Consider the following 21,900-nt stretch of genomic DNA (forward strand, 5'->3'; position numbering starts at 1 on the left):
CGTCGTACTCCTTTCGAACGATTCGCGTGCGCGCCCCAAAATCCTCCCTTCGGCTCAGGACATCGGGCCGCCGCGCGCCTAAAGTGATACCGACTTCACGACAGCCACGCCTTTCATCCCTCGACCGGCGCGGCGAGAACGACACAAGAAGCTCGGAGACAACATGTACCTGACTCAAGGCCTGCATCGCTGCCTGCAACAGCGCCCGGCGGACATCGCGATCCGCTACGGCGAGCGCACGCGCACTTTCGCGGAACTGGGCGCACGCGTGGCGCGCCTCGCCGGCGCGCTCCAGTCGCTCGGCATGGGCGACGGCGACCGCGTGAGCATGCTCGCGCTCAATTCTGACCGCTACCTCGAATACATGCTCGGCGTGTGGTGGGGCGGCGGCGTGCTCAATCCGGTGAATATCCGCTGGAGCGTGCCCGAAATCGTCTATTCGCTCGACGATTGCGACACGCGCATCCTCCTTGTGGACGACCACTTCCTGCCGCTCGCCCAGGACATCGCCGCGACGGCGGCCCACCGCCCGACGCTCGTCTACACGGGTGAGCGCGAAGCGCCGCAAGGCATGCTCGCCTACGAGGCGCTGATCGCCGAAGCCCAGCCCGTGGCCGACGCGTTTCGTGGCGGCAACGACCTCGCGTCCATCATGTATACGGGCGGCACGACTGGCCGCTCCAAGGGCGTGATGCAGTCGCACCTGAATCTGTGGTCTTCGGCCATCTCGCGCATGGCCGAATTCCGCAGCTACGAGCACGCCATCTCGCTGCACGCCGCGCCGCTCTTTCACACGGCGGCCATGGCGCGCGCGGTTGGGCACTTCGTCGCCGGCGACACGCACGTCGTGCTCCCCACCTTCGAGCCGCGCGCCGTGCTGGAGGCGATCGAGCGCGACCGCGTGGACGAGATCCTGCTCGTGCCGACCATGCTGCAAGCCGTGCTGGAGCACCCCGACTTCAAGCAGCGCGACCTCTCGTCGCTGCGGCGCATCTATTACGGCGCTTCGCCGATCGCGGCAGGCGTGCTCGACACCGCGCTCGCGGCGCTGCCCGGCATCGAATTTTTCCATGCGTACGGTCTGACCGAGGCCGCGCCCGTGGTGTCGGTCAATCCGCCCGCGAATCACGGCCCCGAAGGGCGCGCAAGCGGCCTCTACCGCTCGGCCGGGCGCGCGGGCTTCGGCGTGAGCGTGAAGGTGGTGGACGCCGACGGCGTGGAAGTGCCGCGCAATACGGTGGGCGAAATCGCCGTGCGCGGCGCGAACGTCATGCTCGGCTACTGGAACAAGCCTGAGGAAACGCGCCAGGCGCTGCGCGACGGCTGGCTCCACACGGGCGACGGCGCCTATATGGACGAGAACGGCTATCTCTTCATCGTCGACCGCATGAAGGACATGATCGTGACGGGCGGCGAGAACGTGTATTCGGCCGAAGTCGAGAACGTGCTCTCGCGCCACCCCGCGGTCGCGCAATGCGCCGTGATCGGCATACCCGATGCGCGCTGGGGCGAGGCCGTGCACGCCGTGGTCGTGGCGCGCGCCGGCACCCGCGTGGACGAATCCGCGTTGCGCGAGCATTGCCGCCAGTTCATTGCGGGCTACAAGTGCCCGAAAACCATCGAGTTTCGCGAGGCGCTGCCGCTCTCGGCCGCCGGCAAGATTCTCAAGCGCGACCTGCGCGCGCCGTACTGGCAGAACCAGACCCGTCAGGTGAGCTGATCCGCCCGGATCCGCACCGCATCGTTCCATTGCAATCACATTTAGTAAGGTATCCAGAATGACTAACAAGGTAGTGGTAGCCGGCGTCGGCATGATTCCGTTCACGAAGCCCGGCGCGAGCGACGATTACGCGACCATGGGCGCCAACGCCGCGAAGGCGGCGCTCGCCGATGCGCGCATTGACTACGCGCTCGTCGAGCAGGCCTACGTGGGCTATGTGTTCGGCGATTCGACCTCGGGCCAGGCCGCGATTTATGGCGTGGGCCTCACGGGCATTCCCGTCGTGAACGTGAACAACAACTGCGCGACGGGTTCGACCGCGCTGTTCCTTGCGCGCCAGGCCGTGGAAAGCGGGGCCGTGGAATGCGCCATCGCGCTGGGCTTCGAGCAGATGGTGCCGGGCGCGCTCAAGGGCGCGTACACGGACCGCCCCACGCCGATGGAGCGCTTCGTCAAGACCATGCTGGAAGTGCAGGGCTTCGACGAAACCGCGCCGCGCGCGGCGCAGTTCTTCGGCGGCGGCGGGCGCGCCTACATGAAGGAGTACGACATCAAGCCGGAGACCTTCGGCCGTATTTCGGTGAAGGCGCGCCAGCATGCCGCGCGCAATCCGTTCGCCGTGTTCCGCAACACTGTGACGCTGGAAGAGGTGATGGCGTCGCCCGCTGTATTCGATCCGCTCACGCGCTTGCAGTGCTGCCCGCCCACCTGCGGCGCGGCGGCGGCCATTGTGTGCTCGGAAGCGTTCGCGAAGAAGCACGGCCTCGACACGCGTGTGGTGATCAAGGCGCAGGCCATGACCACGGACCGCAACAGCACGTTCGACGAAGGCGACATGCGCAAGGTGGTGGGCTACGACATGACGCGCGCGGCCGCGCAACAGGTGTATGAAAAAGCGGGCGTGGGCCCCGAAGATATTCAGGTCGTCGAACTGCACGACTGCTTCACTGCGAACGAGCTCATCACCTATGAAGGCCTGGGCTTGACGCCCGAAGGCACGGCGGAGAAGTTCATTCTCGACGGCGACAACACCTATGGCGGGCGCGTCGTCACGAACCCCTCGGGCGGCCTGCTTTCGAAGGGGCATCCGCTGGGCGCGACGGGTCTCGCGCAATGCACGGAACTCGTGTGGCAACTGCGCGGCCAGGCGCAGGACCGCCAGGTCGCGGGCGCGCGCTTCGGCCTTCAGCATAACCTCGGGCTCGGCGGCGCGTGCGTGGTCACGCTCTACGAGCGCCAATAACCGGGAGGCCCGACGATGATCGACAAAAGCCATATCGGCGCGCTGATCTCGCGTCACACGGCCCTCGTCGAGGCGGGCCGCCTGCGCTTCTTCGCGAAGGCGACCGGCCAGACCGACAGCCGCTATATCGACGACGAAGCGGCGCGCGCGGCGGGCTATCCCGCGCTGCCCGTGCCGCCCACGTTCCTGTTCTGCCTCGAAATGGAGTCGCCCAATCCGCGCGCGACGGTCGAGCGCCTGAACATCGACATCGGCCGCGTGCTGCACGGCGAGCAGAACTTTCGCTATCACCGCATGGCGTACGCGGGCGAACGCCTGGCCTTCGAAACGCGCATTGCGGACATCTACGACAAGAAGGGCGGCGCGCTGGAGTTCGTCGTGCGCGAAACGCGCGTGACGAACGCGGAAAACGACGCGCCCGTTGCCGACCTGCGCAGCGTGATCGTCGTGCGCAACGGCTAAATGCCATGCATCACGAAACCACGCACGCAACAGAAGCAGGAGTCATCATGCAATCGATTCGTTTCGACGATCTGGCCGTAGGCAGCGCGTTGCCGCCATTCGCCGCCGCGCCGCTCACGCGCCTCACGCTCGCGCTCTACGCGGGCGCTTCGGGCGACCACAACCCGATTCACGTCGATCTCGACTTCGCGCGCCGCGCGGGCATGCCCGACGTGTTCGCGCACGGCATGCTGTCCATGGCGTATCTCGGGCGGCTGCTCACGAACTGGGTGCCGCAGCAGGCTATCCGCGAGTTCTCGGTGCGCTTTGCCGCGATCACCCAGGTGGGCGACGCCATCACCTGTAGTGGCGTCGTTACCGAGCGCGACGAAGCCGCGCGCACCGTCAAGGTCGCGCTCACCACGCGCGACGCACAAGGCGAAATCAAGCTGTCGGGCGAAGCGCTGGTGGCGCTCGACGCCTGACGTAACCCCTATCCATGAACAAGGAGTAGACAAAACATGAGCAAACTGACTGGCAAGGTCGCCATCGTATCGGGTTCGGGCCGCGGCATTGGCCGCGAGATCGCGTTGAAGCTCGCGAGCGAGGGCGCGGCGATCGTGGTCAACGATCTGGACGCGGAACCCGCGCAAAGCGTGGTGGCCGAGATCGTCTCGGCGGGCGGCAAGGCGGTGGCCTGCGCGGGCAGCGTGACCGACGCCGATTTCGGCACGCGCTTCGTAGGCACGGCGCTCGAAGCGTTCGGACGTCTGGACATCATCGTGAACAACGCGGGCTACACCTGGGACAACGTGATCCAGAAGATGAGCGACGACCAATGGAACGCCATCATGGACGTTCACGTGAGCGCGCCGTTCCGCATTCTGCGCGCCGCCGCCGACTACTTCCGCGAGAGCGCGAAGGCCGAGGCCGACGCGGGCCAGGAAGTGTTCCGCAAGGTCGTGAACATCTCGTCCGTTTCGGGCGTGATGGGCAACGCGGGCCAGGCGAACTACTCGGCCGCGAAGGCCGCGATCAACGGGCTTACCAAGGCGCTCGCGAAGGAGTGGGGCCGCTACAAGGTCAACGTCAATAGCGTGGCGTTCGGCCTCATCAAGACGCGCCTGACCGAAGCCGTGGCGGGCGAGGGCAACAGCTCGACCATCGACATCGCGGGCCAGGAGATCAAGGTGGGCGTGAACGCGCAACTCATGAAGAACATCGAAGCGATGATTCCCGTGGGCCGTGGCGGCACGCCGGAAGAAGCCGCGGGTGCGGTGTATCTCATGTGCATTCCCGAATCGAACTACGTGTCGGGGCAGGTGCTGGTGGTCGGCGGCGGCCGTCCGTAATTTGCGCCCGCGCGCGCAGGCTTGACGAAGGAAACGAACATGGCTGAAAACCGCAGTCCGTGGATCACGGACGATCTCGTGCTGTTCCAGGATTCGATCCGCAAGTTCATCGAGCGCGAACTCGCGCCCCATGAGGAACGCTGGTGGAAGCAGCAGCATGTGGACCGCGAGGTGTGGCGCAAGGCCGGCGAGTTCGGCATGCTCTGCGCGAGCATTCCCGAGGAGTACGGCGGCGGGGGCGGCACCTTCGCGCACGAAGCGATCATCGCGCTCGAACAGTCGCGCGCGATGGTGTCGAGCCTTGGCACGAACGTGCATAGCGGCATCGTCGCGCATTACATCCTGCGCTACGGCACCGAGGAGCAAAAGCGCAAGTGGCTGCCGAAGATGGCGAGCGGCGAAAGCGTGGCTGCCATCGCGATGTCCGAACCGGGCGCGGGCTCGGACCTCAAGAGCATCAAGACGCGCGCGGTGCGCGACGGCGACCACTACGTCATCAACGGATCGAAGACGTTCATCTCGAACGGGCTGCTCGCGGACCTGATTTGCGTGGTCGTCAAGACCGACCCGGCGCAGGGCGCGAGGGGCGTCTCGATCGTGGTGGTCGAAACCGACGATCTGCCCGGCTTCCGGCGCGGTCGCGTGCTCGAAAAGATGGGCCAGAAGGGCCAGGACACTGCGGAACTGTTCTTCGATGACGTGCGCGTGCCGTGCGCGAACCTGCTCGGCACGGAAGAGGGCAAGGGCTTCTACCAGTTGATGCAGCAGTTGCCGCAGGAGCGCATGATCATCGCGCTCGGCGCACTGAGCGCAATGGAAAAAGCGCTCGAAGTGACCACGGCGTATGTGCGCGAGCGCAAGGTGTTCGGCGCGAGCCTGCTCGACATGCAGAACACGCGTTTCAAGCTCGCCGAATGCAAGACCCATGCGACCATCGCGCGCACGTTCATCGACGATTGCATGGCGAAGGTGCTGCGCGGGGAACTCGATGCGGAAACCGCGGCGATGGCGAAATGGTGGTGCACGCAACGAAGCTGCGAAATCATCGACGAATGTCTGCAACTGCATGGCGGCTACGGCTACATGATGGAGTACCCCATTGCGCGGCTTTACGTGAACGCTCGCGTGAGCAAGATTTTTGGCGGCTCCAACGAGATCATGAAGGAACTGATCGCCCGCACGCTGTAACGCAGCGCAGTCACGTCGTACCGAAAGGAGCACCAGATGGATTTGCGTTATACCGCAGCGGAACAGGCGTTCCGCGAAGAAGTTCGCGCTTTCGTGCGGGAGAATCTGCCCGCCGATATCCGCGAGAAAGTGCTCGGGCACCAGCGCGTGGAGAAAGACGACTACGTGCGCTGGCATCGCATCCTCAACGCGCGCGGCTGGGGCGCGCCAACGTGGCCCAAGGCGCACGGCGGCACGGGCTGGAATGCGCTGGAGCGGCTGATCTTCGAGATCGAGACGCTCAGCGCGGGCGCGCCGCGCCTCCTGCCGTTCGGCCTCACGATGATCGGGCCGGTGCTCATGAAATACGCGAGCCCGTCCATGCAGGAGCGCTTCCTGCCGCGCATTCCGGATGTCGACGACTTCTGGTGCCAGGGCTACTCGGAGCCGGGCTCGGGATCGGATCTCGCCTCGCTGAAAACGCGCGCCGTGCGCAAGGGCGACAAGTACATCGTGAACGGGCAGAAAACCTGGACCACGATGGCGCATTTCGCCGACTGGATTTTCTGCCTCGTTAGAACGGACTCCGAAGCGAAGCCGCAGGAAGGCATTTCGATGCTGCTGATCGACATGAAGTCGCCGGGCGTCACGGTCCGGCCGATCGTCACGCTCGACGGCGGCCACGACGTGAACGAGACCTGGTTCGAAGACGTCGAGGTGCCCGTGGAGAATCTCGTGGGCGAGGAGAACCGCGGCTGGACCTATGCGAAGTATCTGCTGGGCCACGAGCGCACGAGCATTGCGGGCATTGGCCACTGCTATCGCGAACTGCGCCAGTTGAAGCACTACGCCGCGCAGGGCGCCGATGGCAAGGGCGGCCGCATGCTCGACGACGCGCGCATGCGCGACAAGATCGCGCGCCTGGAAATGGACCTCATGGCGCTGGAAATGCTATTGCTGCGCGTGGCGACGGCCGGCGGCGGGCGCGGGCCCGGCCCGGAAGCTTCGATCGTCAAGATTCGCGGCTCGGAACTGCAACAGGACATCGCCATGCTCCAGCAGGAAGTGGCCGGGCCGCACGGCTGGCCTTACGCGCCGCAATGGCTCGAGGCGGGCGCCCATGCGCCCGTTAGCGGGCCGCAATGGGCTCCGCCGGCGGCGTCCACCTACTTCGACATGCGCAAGACCTCGATTTACGGCGGCGCGACCGAGGTGCAAAAGAACATCATCGCGAAGATGATCATCGGCTTTTAGGACACGCATATGGACTTCACGTATAGCGAAGAGCAGCAAATGCTCGCAGACAGCCTGCGCCGCTTCGTCGAGAGCGAATATCCGTTCGCGCAGCGGCGCCGCCGGGCCCGCGAAGGCGCGAGCTTCGATCGCACGATCTGGTCGCAGCTTGCCGAAATGGGCGTGCTCGGCTTGACCACACCCGCGCAATATGGCGGCTTTGGCGAAGGCGCGGCGAGCCGGCTCGTGGTGCAGCGCGAACTGGGCCGCGCCCTCGTGCAGGAGCCGGTGGTCCCGTGCAGCGTGATGGCAACGGCGATACTCGCCGCCCATGGCAGCGCGGCGCAGCAGGACCGCGTGCTTGGCGCGATGGCAACGGGCGCGCAGATCGTCGTGCCCGCGTATGCCGAGGCCGCGTCGCGCTACCGCCTCGACGCAGTCGCCACGCGGGCCGCGCCGGTGGGGCGCGGCTACGTGCTCGATGGCGCGAAGGCGCTGGTGTGGCATGGCGAAATCGCTGACGCCTTTATCGTCAGCGCGCGCGTGGGCGACCCTGCCACGGGCGAAATCGCGCTGTTCCTCGTGCCGCGCGAAAGCCGTGGCGTGAGCGTGACGGGCTATCCGACCATGGACGGCCAGCGCGCCGCCGACGTGAAACTCGACGCCGTTGCGCTTGGCGCCGATGCGTTGATCGGCGCGCCGGGAGAGGGCGTGGCCGCGCTCGCGCACGGTGTGGACCACGGCATCGCCGCGCTGTGCGCCGAGGCGGCCGGTGCGATGGAGCGGCTCATCGAGATCACGGCCGAGTATCTGCGCACGCGCCGCCAGTTCGGCCAGCCGCTGGCTGCCTTCCAGGCGCTCCAGCACCGCATGGCGGACATGGTCGTGCAAAAGGAGCTTGCGCTTTCCATGGCCTACGTGGCCGCGCAGGCGCTGGACGAGCCCGATGCGCGCAAGCGCCGCCGCATGCTCGCGGCCGCGAAGGTCACGGTGGCAAAGGCCGGGCGCTTCGTCGGCCAGCAGGCGGTGCAACTGCACGGCGGCATGGGCATGACCGACGAGCTGGAAGTGGGCGACTATTTCAAGCGTCTCACGATGTTCGATCCGCTGCTCGGCGACAGCGACCATCACACGGCGAGCTACGCCGAGGCGATGGAAGACTGAAACACGCACGCCGCCCCGCCATGCACGGGGCGGTTCTTCATCCGGACCGGACTTTCGAAAAATGATCAGGACTACCATTGAAAACGGCGTCGCTACGCTGACGCTCGACAATCCCGGCCGCAAGAACGCCCTGAGCGCCAGCGCGCTCGGCGAGCTTGCCGACGCCGTCGAATCGCTGAACCGCGACGCCACGGTGCGCGCGCTCGTGCTTTGCGGTGCGGGCGGCGACTTCTGTGCGGGCGGCGATGTAAGTGCGATGCAAGGTGGCGCGCAAGTGGACACGGCTTCGGTGCGCCGCCGCATGATCGAAAGTCAACGCCCGTGCGCGGCACTCGCGGGCTTCGACAAGCCCGTGATCGCCGTGGTGGACGGCGTTGCCTACGGTGCGGGCTTCAGCCTCGCGTTGATGGCCGATTTCATCGTTGCGAGCGATCGGGCGCGCTTTTGCCTTGCCTTCGCGCGCATGGGCCTGTTGCCCGACCTCGGGGCGCTGCATACGCTGCCGCGTATGATCGGCGCGCAGCGCACGCGCGAACTTGTTTATTCGGCGCGCGAATTGCCCGCGCGCGAAGCGCAAGCGCTCGGCCTCGTGCTCGACGTGCTGCCCGCCGAGGCGCTGGGCGCCCGCGCACAGGAACTCGCGCTCGCCATGAGCACGCAATCGCCCGAAGCGTTCGCCATGACCAAGCGTCTGCTCGCGCAGACGTTCGAGCGCGACTTCGGCGCGCTGCTCGACGCCGAAGCGGGCGCACAGGCCATTGCGTTGACGTCGCCCTATCTGCGTGAGGCTGCGGCGCGCTTTGCCCGCAAGGAGCCGCCTGCATTCCGGTGGCCGCGCAACGACATCAAGACTTGAGCCCCCGCCCGAAAGGAGGAGGCTGCGGGCAAACCCTTGCTCCGTTCGAAGGACCGCAAGGCGCATGCGTAGTTCCTGCGTTAGGACCACGACAGCGATTTGTGTCCGCCCTAAGGTAACACCATTGCAGGTCAATTAGATAAGGCGCAGGCCAGGCCCGCGCCATCACGGAGACACGACATGACGAATGCGATTGCGGCGCACGCCGCCACGCAGCCTTGCGCGCCCGCGCGCTTCACGCTGGAAGCCGTTTCGCCCGCGATCGGCGCGGAAGTGGCCGGCATCGATCTGCGCGAGACGCTCGACGAAGCGACCATCGCCGCGCTGCGCTCGGCGCTCGTGCAGCACAAGGTGCTGTTCTTCCGCGACCAGGACATCACGGCAGCCCAGCACGTGGCGCTGGCGCGCCGCTTCGGCGAACTCGAAGTGCACCCGGTGTTCCCGCATCACGCGGACCATCCCGAACTCGTGCTGCTGGGCGGCACGCAGGCTTCGAAGGCGCGCGAGAACATCTATCACTCGGACGTGTCCTGGCGCGAGATTCCCTCGATGGCGTCGATGCTGCGCTGCGTGGAATGCCCGCGCAGCGGCGGCGACACGATCTGGGTGAACATGGCGAAGGCCTATGCGGATCTGCCCCAGGCGGTGAAGGATCAGCTTGCCGATCTCGAAGCGGTGCACGACATCATGCCGTCGTTCGGCTCGCGCATGTCGGCCGAAGAACGCGCGGCGAACCGCGCGAAGTTTCCCGCCGTTACGCACCCCATCGTGCGCACGCACCCTGAAAGCGGCGAAAAAATCCTCTACGTGAACGAGGGCTTCACGACCCATCTCGCGAATTATCTGAGCAAGGGCACGTTCCGCGTGGGCTTCGACTACCGCTACGGCGAATTCGAACTGCTCCAGTACCTGTTCCGCCAGGCCGCCGTGCCGGAGTATCAGGTGCGCCTGCGCTGGGAGCCGAACACCATCGCGTTCTGGGACAACCGCTCGACCCAGCACTACGCCATTCAGGACTACTTCCCGGCCGTGCGGCGCATGATGCGCGCGACGATCATCGGCGACAAGCCGTTCTGACGCCCCGCGCGTTCCATTCGAAAGGAAACCTTTGCCGTGCACAAACTCGACACGTACTACATTGGCGGCCAGTGGGTCGCGCCCGCGCCAGGCGGGCAACTTCATGAGATGGTGTGCCCCGTTACCGAGACCGTGACGGGCACCGTGCACCTGGGCACGCAGGCCGACGTCGAGCGTGCCGTCGCCGCCGCGCGCGCGGCCTGGCCGGCGTGGTCGGCCACGAGCGTGGCGAGCCGCGTGGCGCTGCTCACGCGGATCATCGAGTGCTATACCGCTCGCTACGAGGAACTGGCAGGGGCGGTGAGCACCGAAATCGGCGCGCCGGTCAAGCTGAGCCATGAATTGCAGGCGCGCGTGGGTCTCGCCCAGTTGCAAAGCACGCGCGCCGCGCTCGAATCGTTCGAATTCGCCGAGCGGCGCGGCACGACCGAGATCGTGCGCGAAGCGGTGGGCGTGGTCGCGCTCATCACGCCGTGGAACTGGCCGCTCAACCAGATCGCGGCGAAAGTCGCGCCCGCGCTCGCGGCGGGCTGCACGATCGTGCTCAAGCCATCGGAAATCGCGCCGCTCGACGCACGCCTTTTCACTGAAATCCTGCACGAAGCCGGCGTGCCGCCGGGCGTGTTCAATCTGGTGTACGGCGACGGCGCGACCGTGGGCGCGGCGCTTTCCAGTCACCCGGACGTGGACATGGTGTCGATCACCGGTTCCACGCGCGCGGGCGCGCAGGTCGCCACGAACGCGGCGGGCACGGTCAAGCGCGTGGCGCAGGAACTGGGCGGCAAGTCGCCCAACCTCGTTTTCGACGACGCCGATCTGCCCACGGCCGTGAAAGCGAGCGTGCTGGCCTGCATGCTCAATTCGGGGCAAACCTGCATCGCGCCCACGCGCCTGCTCGTGCAGCGCAAACATTATGAAGCTGCCGTTGAAGTTGCGTGTGCAACGGCCAATGCGCTGAAGGTGGGCGATCCCGCCGCGCCGGACACGATTCTCGGCCCCATTTCGAATCGTGCGCAGTACGAAAAGGTGCAGCACATGATCGCCGTCGGCGTGGAAGAGGGGGCACGTCTCGTGGCCGGTGGACCCGGTCGCCCGGCGCATCTGTCGCGTGGCTTCTTCGCGCGGCCGACCGTGTTCGCCGACGTGCGCAACGACATGGCGATCGCGCGCGAGGAGATTTTCGGGCCGGTGCTCGCGATCCTGCCGTTCGACACGGAAGAGGAAGCCATCGCCATCGCCAACGACACCCCGTATGGCCTCGCCGCCTATGTCTGGTCGGGCGATGCGGCGCGTGCGCGCCGCGTGGCCGCACGGCTGCGCGCGGGTAGCGTGCAGATCAACGGCGCGAAGATGGATCTCGCCGCGCCGTTCGGCGGCATGAAGGCATCCGGCAACGGTCGCGAGCACGGCGCTTTCGGGCTTGCGGAATTCCTCGAATACAAGCAGATCACCGGTTGCGCGCAATGAATCGAACGGCAGAGAAGGGGAACGCAACGCCCGTGGCGGAGCTGGAATTCGACTACGTGGTGATCGGCGCGGGTTCGGCGGGTTGCGCGATCGCCGCGCGCCTCGCCGACGCTTCGAGCGCAAGCGTGGCGCTCGTCGAGGCGGGGCCGAGCGATCATCACTATTCGGTGTGGGCGCCGCTCGGCATTGCGGCCACGGTGCCACGCGCGGGTCCGCGCAACTATGCGCTGCATACGGAGCCGCAGGCGGGGCTGCTCGGCCGCCGCTCGTATCAGCCGCGCGGGCGCGGGCTCGGCGGCAGTTCGTCGATCAACGGCATGGTTTATATACGCGGTCATCGCGTGGATTTCGATGCGTGGGCCAACGCGGGTTGCACGGGCTGGGCGTACGAAGACGTCCTCCCGTATTTCCGGCGCAGCGAAGCGAACGAGCGTTGCGCAGACGGTCACGAGAGCGCGTATCACGGCGCGGGCGGGCCACTGCATGTGAGCGAGTTGCGCTCGCCCAATCCGTTTTCGCGGCACTTCATCGACGCCGCCTTGCAGGCCGGGCTGAAGCCGAACCCCGACTTCAACGGCGCGGAGCAGGAGGGCGTCGGGCTCTACCAGGTCACGCAGCGCAACGGTGAGCGCTGGAACACAGCGCGCGCGTATCTGCATGGCGGCCATCGCGCCGACATCGCGCACAACGGCGGCCGCGAGCGGCTCGCGGTGCTGACCGAGGCACAGGCGCAACGCATCGTGTTCGAAGGCGCGCGCGCGGTAGCGGTCGAGATCGTGCGCGGCGGGCAGACGCAACGCGTGCGCGCACGCCGTGAAATCGTACTGAGCGCGGGCGCGTTTCACTCGCCGCAATTGCTCATGGCCTCGGGCATCGGACCGGCCGCGCATCTGCGCGAATTCGGCATCGATGTCGTGCACGACGCGCCGCAGGTCGGCCAGAATCTGCAAGACCACCTGGACATCATCGTCAACAAGCAGGTCGCCTCGACGGAGTTGTTTGGCCGCTCGGTGCCGGGCCTGCTGCGCCTCGCGCGCGAGATTCACCGCTACCGGCGCACCCGCACGGGCATGGTCACCTCGAACCTGGCCGAGGCGGGCGCGTTCGTGCGCAGCGCGCCGGGACTCGCCGCCCCCGACCTGCAACTGCATTTCGTGCCCGCGATGCTCGGCAACCGCGGCGAAGGCAAGCCGCCGCGCGGGCACGGCTACTCGTGCCACGCCTGCGTGCTGCGGCCTCACAGCCGCGGCGAGGTGCGCTTGCGCTCGCCGCATATGCACGACGCGCCCGCGATCGACCCGCGCTTTCTCGCCGACGAGCGCGACCTGGACGGCATGGTCGCGGGCGTCAAGCTGGTGCGGCGCATCTTCGCGCAGGAGGCGCTGGCTCGCCACGGCGGCCGCGAGCTTTTCACCGCCGGGATCGCTAACGGCGCGGCGGGCGACGACGCAAGCGACGAGGCCGCCCGCACCTTCGTGCGCCGCAACGCGGACACGGTCTATCACCCGGTGGGCACCTGCCGCATGGGCGCCGATGCGCAGTCCGTGGTCGATCCGCAACTGCGCGTGCGCGGCGTGACAGGGCTGCGCGTGGTCGACGCCTCGATCATGCCGACGCTCGTGGGCGGCAACACCAATGCCGCCGCGATCATGATCGCGGAGAAAGCGGCGGACCTGATGCGCCAAACCGTCTGAAGCGACGCGCAATCACAAGCCGATAGCTTTCAATTCTATTCGGATAACGAATTAAATTGAAAGGTTAGTTAAAACCCAGGGGCACGACTCATGCTTCAGATCGAACAACCCGTAGCCGCCCAGCGTGTCGTCCGTGCGCGCAGCGGCTGGGCCACGGTGGCCGTGCTGTTTCTCTTCATGGCGCTCAATTTCGCGGACAAAGCCGTGATCGGCCTCGTCGCGGTGCCGATGATGCGCGAGATGGGGTTGAGCGCCTCCCAGCTCGGCATGGTCGGCAGCGCGTTCTTCCTGCTGTTCGCGGTGTCGGCCATCGGCGTGGGGGCGATCGCGGACCGGCTCGATCCCACGTGGCTCCTTGCCGGGCTCGCGCTCGTGTGGGTCGCCGCGCAGGTGCCGATGATCTGGCCGGCGAGCTTCGCGACGCTGCTGGCGTGCCGCATCCTGCTCGGCGCTGGCGAAGGCCCCGCGCTACCGCTCGCGATGCACGTGACCTACGAGGCCTTCGACGACCGGCAACGCAGCCTGCCCACGCTGATCGTGCAGCTAGGCGCGACGGCGGGCCTCGTGCTGGCCGGACCCGCGCTCACGTTCGTCGAGCAGCGCTGGCACTGGCGCGCGACTTTCCTCGCGCTTGGCGTGGCCGGCGTGGCGTGGGTGGCGCTCTGGCTCGCGTTGCGTCTCGCGGGCGGCGGCCGCGCGCAAGCGCAGGCCCCCGGCGGCGCGCGGCCGGCCGCCCCGACATGGCGCGTGCTGCGCGCGCACTTCGCCCGCCCCATGGTCCTTTGCGTGCTGCTCCAGTCGTTCGTCGGCTATGCGGTGGTGGCTTGCGGCATTACGTGGATGCCCGTGTATTTCCGTCTCGGGCTGGGCATGCCGGCCGCGCGCGCGGGCTGGCTGTTCGGCCTCCAGGTGCTGTTGCAGGTGCCCGTCGGCTTCGCGCTCGCCTCGCTCTCGCATGCGCTTCTCAAGCGCAACGTCTCCACGCGTCTCGCGCGGGGCGTGCTCGTGAGCGCGTGCTGCGTGGCCGGCGGCGTGCTGTTGTGCGCCTCGCTCGCGGCGTGGCCGCCGCTCGTCAAGGTGGCGCTGGTCGGCGTGGCTTGCGCGTTCGCCACGCAGGTGTTCGCGTTCGGCCCGCAACTCGTGGCCGAGGTCGTGCCGGGCGCGAGCCGCGCCGCGATGCTGTCCTGCGTGCATGCGCTCGCCACCACGGCCGGCGTGTTCGCCCCGGCGCTGATGGGCCGTTTCGTCGATGCGATGCCGGGCGCGCGCGGCTTCGAATCCGGCTTCGGCATCACGGGCGCACTGCTCGCGGTCGCGGGCCTTGCGGGCTTCGTGTGGCTACGGCCCGCAAAGGAGGGGCAGGGGGCGCGCTGACGCTTGCGCTTCCGATCGACATAACAGGTTTTTCTGGCAATTCGCAGTGCGCAGTGCAATCCATACCGCCATCGAGCGGAGACTGAAAACAGAAGAGGAGACAATGCATGCGTTTGAAGCTGATCAGCCGGAGCGTGATAGGCGCGATGTTCGCGATGGCCGCAGGTAGCGCCTGCGCCCAGACGAGCGTCACGCTCTATGGCGTGGCCGACACGTTCTTCCAGTACCTCAACAACGGCGGCAGCGCGTCCGTCTCGCAGCGCAGCGGCGGCTCGACGGGCTCGATGTTCGGCCTCAAGGGCTCCGAGGATCTGGGCGGCGGACTCAAGGCCAATTTCGTGCTCGAAAGCGGCTACAACATCAACAACGGCTCCGCCTTCGCCGATACGACCACCTTGTTCTATCGCCAGGCCTGGGTGGGCGTCGCGCACGCCGACTACGGCTCGCTCACGTTCGGGCGGCAGTATCAGCCGAGCTTCCGGGCCGTGTACCCGACCGACCCGTTCCGCGCCAACGAAGTGCTCTCGCCGCTCTCGGCGGCCGTGCTGGCGACCGACCGCAACACGCTTTCCACGCAGTACGCGGCGGGCCGCACGAGCAACGCCATTCTCTACGTTTCGCCGAAGCTCGCCGGGTTCCAGCTCAACGCGATGTATGGCTTCGCCGCGACCGTCACCCAGCCCGTGCCCGCCACGACGGGCAATATTCTCGACGTTTCGGCGACCTATACCGGCTATGGCCTGTTCGTCGGGCTTGCGTACATGAACGAGCACTCGGGCGTCGAGACCGTGCCGAGCCTGCCGTCCGCGCTCACGCTCGTGGGCACGGAGCACTACACGGCGGCGCTCGCGTACCGCATCGGCATCGTCAATCTTCAGGCTAACTACTCGTACGCCAGCCCCAAGACGCCGGCCGCGCATTCGCTCGCCGCCCTGATTGGCAGCGCGCATCCGTATAACATCACGGAAGTGGGTGCGTCGATTCAGGCGAGTTCGTTCGACTCGTTCCAGATCGCGGGTATTCAGCGCAATATCCACGGCATCAACGACGAGACGTTCGGCGTGGAGCTGGGTTACGAGCATCAGGTCTCGAAGCGCACGAGTCTTTACGCGCGCGCGGGTTATCTGAAGAACCACGGCGAGGCGACCATGAGCTGGCCCGGTGTTTCGGTCACGGCGCCGCATACGTCGCAGACCCTGGCGGTGGTCGGCATGTCGCATCTCTTCTGACGCGACTCTTCGGGTAATCGATTCGGACTGCCATGTAAAAAGCGTGGCGCCGCTCAGGCGGCGTCACGCGGCTTTCGATATGCCTTCATTTCTGGCCGTGCGTGCGCCATCGCAAAGGGCAAAGCCGCATCAAAACGGGTATGCTGCCGGGATCCCGCGCGCACCGCGCGGGGCTCGAACGCGGAGTTCACGATGTCTGCCAATCCTGCCGAAGTGTCCCCCGGCGTGCGCGAAGTCTGGTTGATCCGTCACGGCGAAACACTATGGAGCCGCTCGGGGCAGCACACCGGCAGCACGGATATCGCGCTCACCGAGCATGGGCGCGAGCAGGCGCGCTCACTCGCCGCCACGCTCGCTGCGCAGCGCTTCGACGCCGTGCTGTGCAGCCCGATGGCGCGCGCCATCGAAACCTGCCAGCTTGCAGGCCTGGGCGCTCAGATGACGATCACGGCAGACCTGCACGAGTGGGACTACGGGATCTACGAAGGGCGCACCACAGCGGAAATCCATCGCACCGATCCCGGCTGGAGCGTATGGCATTCGCCCATTCCGCAAGGCGAGGATCTCGCGCGCGTTCAGGCGCGCGCCGCGATGGTGGTCGAAAACCTGCTCGCCATGCGCGGGCGCGTGGCGCTCGTTTCGCACGCGCATTTCCTGCGGGCGCTCGCGGGCTGCTGGGTGTCCGGTTCGGCGGCGCTCGGCGCGCATCTGTATCTCGACACGGCCTCGGTGAGCATACTGGGCTTCGACCACGAATGCCGCGCCATTCGCCGCTGGAATGCGCTGGGAGAAAGCCGCGCGCTCACCTGAGGCCCCGCGCTCATCGCAATGAGCAGGACAGCCAGTGCGCGATGCGCACGCCGTCCAGGCGCGAGCCTTCAGGCGTCGCGCTGCCCAGCATCGTGACAATCACGGGCCGGCGGCCGTGCACCATCACGCGCATGACCATGTTGTGCCCGGACTCGTTGATAAAGCCGGTTTTCTGCACGCTCGCGTGCACCTGCCCGTAGCGCACGAGGCGGTTGCTGTTCACATACTGCAACTGGCCGTTGCCGGTCGGCACGCGCTCCTCATGATCGATCGAATAGCGGCGGATCAGCGGATAGCCGTTGGCCGCGCGCACGAGGCTCGCCAGTTCGCGCGCGGTCGAAACGTTCTGCGGCGAGAGCCCCGTGCCGTTCACGAAATGCGTGTGCGGCATGCCGAGCCGGTGCGCCTTCGCATTCATCGCCGCGACGAACGCGGGGCGGCCGCCCGGATAGTCGCGGCTGAGCGCCGCCGCCGCGCGATTCTCCGAAGACATGAGCGCGACGTGCAGCAGGTTCGCGCGCGTGAGGCTCGCCCCCACGTCGAGGCGCGAACCGGTGAACTTGAGCGTGTCGAGGTCGGCGGTCGTGATCGAGAGGTGGCGTTGCAGCGGCGCATGCGCGCTGTCGAGCCAGACCACGGCCGTCATCAGCTTCGACACCGAGGCAATGGGCGCGACAGCGTCGGCGTTGCGCGCGTAGAGCGGCGTGTGGGTGTTTTCGTCGACGACATAGACCGCATGCGAGAAGATCTTGCCGCGCGACGCAGGCGTGAAACCGCAGCGCGCGAGCAGGCGCGGCGCGTGTTCGCGCTTGCCGTGCGCGTGGGCCACGTGCTGCGGCGCTGTGGGCGGAGGGTGCTTCGGCTTCGCGCGTTTGGTGCGGCGCTTCGAGGTGGAGAGCTTGCTGGAGGGCGCGTCGGCGGGCGTGCTTCGATGCGCGGGCTTCTGCTTGTGCGCGACGCGCTTTTTCTTCTTCGGAGCGGCGTGGACCGTACGCGCCGAGGCGCTGTGGTGGGTGGCGGCGCTCGCCCCGGCGGGCACCGCCGCGGCAGCCAGGGCGGCAATGGCCAGGGAGAGGGCGAGCAGGCCGGGCAGCAATCGAGGTCGGGGCGCGAGGGTCATCGACGAAGAGACATGAGCATGGGGTCTGGAAGATGCGCGGGCGCGGCCGATACCAAAACCGCGCGTTGGACGCTGTGACGCTATTTTCGACGGTTTCGTTCGAGCCCGCGTGCGTGCCGAAGTTCCGCGCATGAGACCTTCGTCTTATTGAGCGCCCCATGCAGCGCTTCCTATACTCGCGGGATGCGGCGCAGCCTCGCGTCATCACGCGCCTGGCCGTCCCGAGGCGATCCGCCCACGGCGCTTGCGCCGTCGCACACAGGAAAACAGGGATGCTCACCCAACTCTCCGACACCTTCCTGCTCGTCTTCGCCGGCCTCTTTCCCGTCATCAATCCGCCCGCAGCAGGTTTCATCGTGCTCAGCCTCGTGCCTCAGGCGACGGCCAGCGAGCGCGCGTTTCTCGCGCGCATCATCGCGATCAACAGTCTCTTCATTCTGCTCGGTTCGCTGGTGATGGGCGCGTACGTGCTCTCGTTCTTCGGCATTTCGATCCCCGTGTTGCGGGTGGCGGGCGGCCTCGTGATCGCGTTCGCGGGCTGGAACCTGCTGCACAAATCAGCGGATGAAACGCGCAAGACGCCGGCCACGCCGACGCCCGACGCCGCGCGCAAGGCGTCGCTGCGCGCGATGGCCTTCTATCCCTTGACGCTGCCTGTCTCGGTCGGCCCCGGATCGATCGCGGTGGCGATCGCGCTGGGCACCGGGCGCCCGCGCGGCCATGTGCAGATCATCAACGCTGTCGGCGTGCTGCTGGCGTTGCTGGTTCTGTGCGGCTCGATTTACCTGTGCGTGCGCTTTGCGGGGCACATCGGCAAGCGGCTCGGGCCGGTGGGCACCGAGGTGCTCATGCGTCTGCTCGCGTTCGTACTGCTCTGCATCGGCATTCAGATTTTGTGGCTTGGGCTCGACGATCTGCTGGAGAGCGTGCCGCTCACCATCAGCATGAAACCATGACGATGGCCGCCGCCCGCGCAACCTGAGCGCCAGGAAAACGGGAGCGCGCTAGCGCGCGAGGCGCTCGCGCAGGAACTCGATGAAACGCTGCGTTTTCGCGGGCAGCAGACGCGTTTCCGTAATCGCGTAGATCGAGGTGGGCGCGCCGCGCCACCCTGGCAGGACCGGGCGCAGCGCCCCGCTCGCCAGTTCGTCGTCAACGACTTCGCGCGGCACCAGAAGAATGCCCATGTCGAGCGCGGCGAGCCGCCGGATCATGCCCACGCTGTTGAGCGCGAAGCGTCCGGACACCGGCACCGTGACCGTCCGCTTGCCGTCGTGCAAGGTCCAGGTGCCTGCTTTCAGGATGCTCAGGCATTCGTGCTGTTTGAGGTCGGCGGGTTTCCCGGGTTCGCCCGCCCGCTCGAGGTAGCCGGGCGACGCATAGAGGTGTGGCGTGAGGGAGGCCAGCGGGCGCGCGATCAGTTGCGAACTCTCCGACTCGCCCATGCGGATCGCCACGTCGAAGGGCTCGCTGACCAGATCGACGCGCCGGGGCGTGAGATCGAAATCGAACGCGATACCCGGATACAGGCCCGCGAACTCCACGATCAACGGCGCCAGGTAGGTCACGGCGAAATCCACCGGCAGCGAGACGCGCAATACGCCGCTCGGCTGGGCGAGCATCTCGCCAAGCTGTTCATGGGCGAGGCGCGCTTCGTCGACAATGCGCTTGCAGCGCTCGAAGTAGATCTGCCCCGCCTCGGTCAGCTCGATCTTGCGTGTCGTGCGATGCAGCAGCCGCAGCCCGATGGTTTTCTCCAGCGCGGTGATGCGCCGCGAGAGCGTCGAGTTCGGCATGCCGATCGCCTCGGCGGCGTGCCGAAAGCCGCGCGCCTTCACGACCTCCACGAAGAGGGCCATGTCGTTGAGGTAATCGTCCATGCGCATTGCTCCATCAGTGGATCAATGATATCCGAAATGCCGTATTTATCTCCCGCAGGAAGCGGACGATGATGTTCCTCATGGCAAGTGCACGGCGCGCCTGAAACACTCGCAGGCCGCCAGCGCCTGCATCCACCCATTCGAGGAATTCATCATGAGCCAACTGTTCGATCCGGTCCGCGTGGGCCGCCACACGCTGCAAAACCGCCTGGTGATGGCGCCGATGACGCGCTCGCGCGCGCAGTTCGACGGCACGCCGGGCGAGCTGGCCGCCCGCTATTACGCGCAGCGCGCAGGGGTCGGTCTGATCGTGACGGAGGGCACCCAGCCTTCGGACGACGGCCAGGGCTACTTGAGCACGCCGGGCATCTACACCGACGCGCATGTGGCGGGCTGGAAGCGCACGACCGACGCCGTGCACGCGAAGGGCGGCCACATTTTCATCCAGCTCATGCATGCCGGGCGCATGTCGCACCCGGACAACACGCCTCACCACCGGCCGGGTGTCGCGCCTTCCGCCATCGCGCCGGGCACGGGCATGTTCACCGTCAAGGGGATGCAGGACATTCCCGTGCCGCGCGCGTTGAGCACGGAGGAAGTGCGCCAGAGCGTTGCCGACTTCGCCTTCGCGGCGCGGCGCGCGGTCGAGGCGGGTGCGGACGGCGTCGAAATCCACGGCGCGAACGCGTACCTCATCCAGCAGTTCCTCGCGCCCAGCGCCAACACGCGCACCGACGAATACGGCGGCGCCATCGCGCATCGCGCCCGCTTCGCCATCGAGGTCGCGAGCGCCATCGCCGACGCAATCGGCGCGGATCGCACCGCCATTCGCCTCTCGCCCGGCACGACGCTGTGGGGCATCGACGAAGGCGTGGAGGGCCCGGATCTGTATCGCTATCTGGTCGCCGAACTCGACAAGCTCGGCCTTGCGTATCTGCACATCGCGCATCAGGGCGACGAGCCGTTGCTTGCCGACATCCGCAAACGCTGGCGCGGCAAGCTGATCCTGAATCGCCCTGGACGCCCGCGCGAGCAGGTGGGCGCGGACATCGCCGCGGGCGCGGCCGATCTGGAAGCCTATGGCTCGATGGTGCTCGCGAACCCGGATTTCGTCGAGCGCATCAAGGCCAACGCCCCGATGAACGAGCCGCGCCGCGAAGGCTTTTTTGGCGGCACGGAAAAGTTCTACACGGACTATCCGACGCTGGCCGAGGCCGAAGAGGCCTGAACGCGCGCGGGCAAAAGCCGCCTTTCACGCGAACACGGCTTTCGCCATCAGGCCCAGCGCCACGCACACCAGAATGGCCCCGAAGCCAAGCTGCACGTGATGCGCGGCGAGGCGGTGGGAGGCAATGCGGCCGCTGAGCATGCCGGCGGCGGTGGCGATGCTGAACCACAACGCGACGTCGAACGGAAAGGCCGTGCCATGCAGGCTCGTTGCGAGCACGCCGCCGCTGCCCACCAGCGCGATCACCATGAGCGACGTTGCCACGATGCCGTGCATGGAGACGTCGGTGAGCTTGCGCATCATGGGGACGATGATGAAGCCGCCGCCCACGCCGAGCAGCCCCGTCATGAGGCCGGTGACCGAGCCGGTTGCCGCGAGCGCGAGCGCGGTGGGCCACGTCCAGTCGAAGCGTCCGGTGGCCGGATTGATATGCGCCACGCAAAGCGGCGAATGCTCCGGCGACGCCGTTTTGCGCTTGAGCGTTTGCCGCAGGAGCCTGAGCGCGACGAACAGCATCACGGCGGCGAACAGCACGAGCAAGAGCCGCTGGGGAAGGGCGCGCGCGAGGCGTGCGCCGAGCAACGTGGTCGGCACGCCCGCCGCTGCCATGAAAAACGCCGCGCGATAGCGCACGAGGCGCTTGCGGAACGCTTCGAGCGCGCCCACCGCCGCGCTGCCCGCCACCGCGACGAGCGCGACGGGCGTGGCCTGCTGCATGGGCCAGCCCATGCCGAACACCAGCGCGGGCACGGCGAGGATGCCCCCGCCCGCGCCCGTGAGGCCGAGAATGGCGCCCACCACGGCGCCGAGTAAAAGCGAGACCAGCATCGATCACCTCGAGGACG

The 21,900-nt window shown here is 67.1% G+C and carries 20 protein-coding genes; 17 read left to right on the plus strand and 3 right to left on the minus strand.

Annotated features, from left to right (window positions below; all coding sequences use genetic code 11):
• Nucleotides 1–163: 163 nt before the first annotated feature.
• From C7402_RS45225 to C7402_RS45295, 15 genes are all read left to right on the plus strand, one after another.
• Nucleotides 164–1,720, plus strand: a complete 1,557-nt coding sequence (locus C7402_RS45225; RefSeq protein ID WP_116615192.1) for a long-chain-fatty-acid--CoA ligase — start codon at nucleotides 164–166, stop codon at nucleotides 1,718–1,720.
• Nucleotides 1,721–1,778: 58 nt separating this feature from the next.
• Complete coding sequence (locus tag C7402_RS45230) at nucleotides 1,779–2,963, plus strand: lipid-transfer protein (RefSeq protein WP_112175780.1); 1,185 nt, start codon at nucleotides 1,779–1,781, stop codon at nucleotides 2,961–2,963.
• A 15-nt stretch (nucleotides 2,964–2,978) separates the two neighbouring features.
• On the plus strand, nucleotides 2,979–3,425 hold the full coding sequence (locus C7402_RS45235; RefSeq protein WP_116615193.1) for a MaoC family dehydratase N-terminal domain-containing protein: 447 nt from the start codon (nucleotides 2,979–2,981) through the stop codon (nucleotides 3,423–3,425).
• 47 nt (nucleotides 3,426–3,472) lie between these two features.
• Nucleotides 3,473–3,889 (plus strand): MaoC family dehydratase, encoded by a 417-nt coding sequence (locus C7402_RS45240; protein ID WP_112175776.1) that lies wholly within the window; start codon nucleotides 3,473–3,475, stop codon nucleotides 3,887–3,889.
• Nucleotides 3,890–3,925: 36 nt separating this feature from the next.
• Nucleotides 3,926–4,756 carry an SDR family NAD(P)-dependent oxidoreductase gene (locus tag C7402_RS45245; protein WP_116615194.1) on the plus strand — a complete coding sequence of 277 codons (831 nt, stop codon included), beginning with the start codon at nucleotides 3,926–3,928 and terminating at the stop codon, nucleotides 4,754–4,756.
• A gap of 39 nt (nucleotides 4,757–4,795) precedes the next feature.
• Complete coding sequence (locus C7402_RS45250; RefSeq protein ID WP_116615195.1) at nucleotides 4,796–5,944, plus strand: acyl-CoA dehydrogenase family protein; 1,149 nt, start codon at nucleotides 4,796–4,798, stop codon at nucleotides 5,942–5,944.
• A gap of 36 nt (nucleotides 5,945–5,980) precedes the next feature.
• Nucleotides 5,981–7,177 (plus strand): acyl-CoA dehydrogenase family protein, encoded by a 1,197-nt coding sequence (locus tag C7402_RS45255; RefSeq protein WP_116615196.1) that lies wholly within the window; start codon nucleotides 5,981–5,983, stop codon nucleotides 7,175–7,177.
• Nucleotides 7,178–7,186: 9 nt separating this feature from the next.
• Nucleotides 7,187–8,320 carry an acyl-CoA dehydrogenase family protein gene (locus C7402_RS45260; protein ID WP_112175769.1) on the plus strand — a complete coding sequence of 378 codons (1,134 nt, stop codon included), beginning with the start codon at nucleotides 7,187–7,189 and terminating at the stop codon, nucleotides 8,318–8,320.
• A gap of 61 nt (nucleotides 8,321–8,381) precedes the next feature.
• Nucleotides 8,382–9,176, plus strand: coding sequence for an enoyl-CoA hydratase/isomerase family protein (locus C7402_RS45265; RefSeq protein ID WP_116615197.1), 795 nt, complete (start codon nucleotides 8,382–8,384; stop codon nucleotides 9,174–9,176).
• Between the two features lie 180 nt (nucleotides 9,177–9,356).
• Complete coding sequence (locus tag C7402_RS45270) at nucleotides 9,357–10,253, plus strand: TauD/TfdA dioxygenase family protein (RefSeq protein WP_116615198.1); 897 nt, start codon at nucleotides 9,357–9,359, stop codon at nucleotides 10,251–10,253.
• A gap of 36 nt (nucleotides 10,254–10,289) precedes the next feature.
• Entirely contained in the window at nucleotides 10,290–11,720 is a 1,431-nt protein-coding gene (locus tag C7402_RS45275; protein WP_116615199.1) for an aldehyde dehydrogenase family protein, read from the plus strand.
• Nucleotides 11,717–13,414, plus strand: a complete 1,698-nt coding sequence (locus C7402_RS45280) for a GMC family oxidoreductase (RefSeq protein WP_116615200.1) — start codon at nucleotides 11,717–11,719, stop codon at nucleotides 13,412–13,414. The genes C7402_RS45275 and C7402_RS45280 overlap by 4 nt, the downstream gene beginning before the upstream one ends.
• A gap of 90 nt (nucleotides 13,415–13,504) precedes the next feature.
• Complete coding sequence (locus tag C7402_RS45285) at nucleotides 13,505–14,788, plus strand: MFS transporter (RefSeq protein ID WP_116615201.1); 1,284 nt, start codon at nucleotides 13,505–13,507, stop codon at nucleotides 14,786–14,788.
• Nucleotides 14,789–14,901: 113 nt separating this feature from the next.
• A complete protein-coding gene (locus C7402_RS45290; protein ID WP_116615205.1) occupies nucleotides 14,902–16,017 on the plus strand; it encodes a porin in 1,116 nt (371 codons plus the stop codon).
• A 192-nt stretch (nucleotides 16,018–16,209) separates the two neighbouring features.
• A complete protein-coding gene (locus C7402_RS45295; RefSeq protein ID WP_116615202.1) occupies nucleotides 16,210–16,827 on the plus strand; it encodes a histidine phosphatase family protein in 618 nt (205 codons plus the stop codon).
• Nucleotides 16,828–16,837: 10 nt separating this feature from the next.
• On the opposite strand, the gene C7402_RS45300 is transcribed toward C7402_RS45295, so the two are convergent.
• Entirely contained in the window at nucleotides 16,838–17,947 is a 1,110-nt protein-coding gene (locus C7402_RS45300) for a serine hydrolase (protein WP_112175755.1), read from the minus strand.
• Nucleotides 17,948–18,219: 272 nt separating this feature from the next.
• Between C7402_RS45300 and C7402_RS45305 the strand changes: the two genes are divergently transcribed.
• Nucleotides 18,220–18,903: a MarC family protein gene (locus C7402_RS45305; protein ID WP_112175753.1), complete on the plus strand. Its 684-nt coding sequence runs from the start codon at nucleotides 18,220–18,222 to the stop codon at nucleotides 18,901–18,903.
• Between the two features lie 48 nt (nucleotides 18,904–18,951).
• Here C7402_RS45305 and C7402_RS45310 read toward each other — a convergent pair whose 3' ends face one another.
• Nucleotides 18,952–19,827, minus strand: coding sequence for a LysR family transcriptional regulator (locus tag C7402_RS45310; protein ID WP_112175751.1), 876 nt, complete (start codon nucleotides 19,825–19,827; stop codon nucleotides 18,952–18,954).
• Between the two features lie 154 nt (nucleotides 19,828–19,981).
• Between C7402_RS45310 and C7402_RS45315 the strand changes: the two genes are divergently transcribed.
• The gene (locus C7402_RS45315) at nucleotides 19,982–21,055 is read left to right on the plus strand and encodes an alkene reductase (RefSeq protein WP_112175750.1); all 1,074 of its coding nucleotides are present in this window, start codon (nucleotides 19,982–19,984) and stop codon (nucleotides 21,053–21,055) included.
• Between the two features lie 24 nt (nucleotides 21,056–21,079).
• Here C7402_RS45315 and C7402_RS45320 read toward each other — a convergent pair whose 3' ends face one another.
• Nucleotides 21,080–21,883, minus strand: a complete 804-nt coding sequence (locus C7402_RS45320; protein ID WP_112175748.1) for a sulfite exporter TauE/SafE family protein — start codon at nucleotides 21,881–21,883, stop codon at nucleotides 21,080–21,082.
• Nucleotides 21,884–21,900: the final 17 nt, after the last annotated feature.

It is taken from the genome of Paraburkholderia unamae (genome assembly GCF_003096875.1).
GTDB classification, from domain to species: Bacteria; Pseudomonadota; Gammaproteobacteria; order Burkholderiales; family Burkholderiaceae; genus Paraburkholderia; species Paraburkholderia unamae.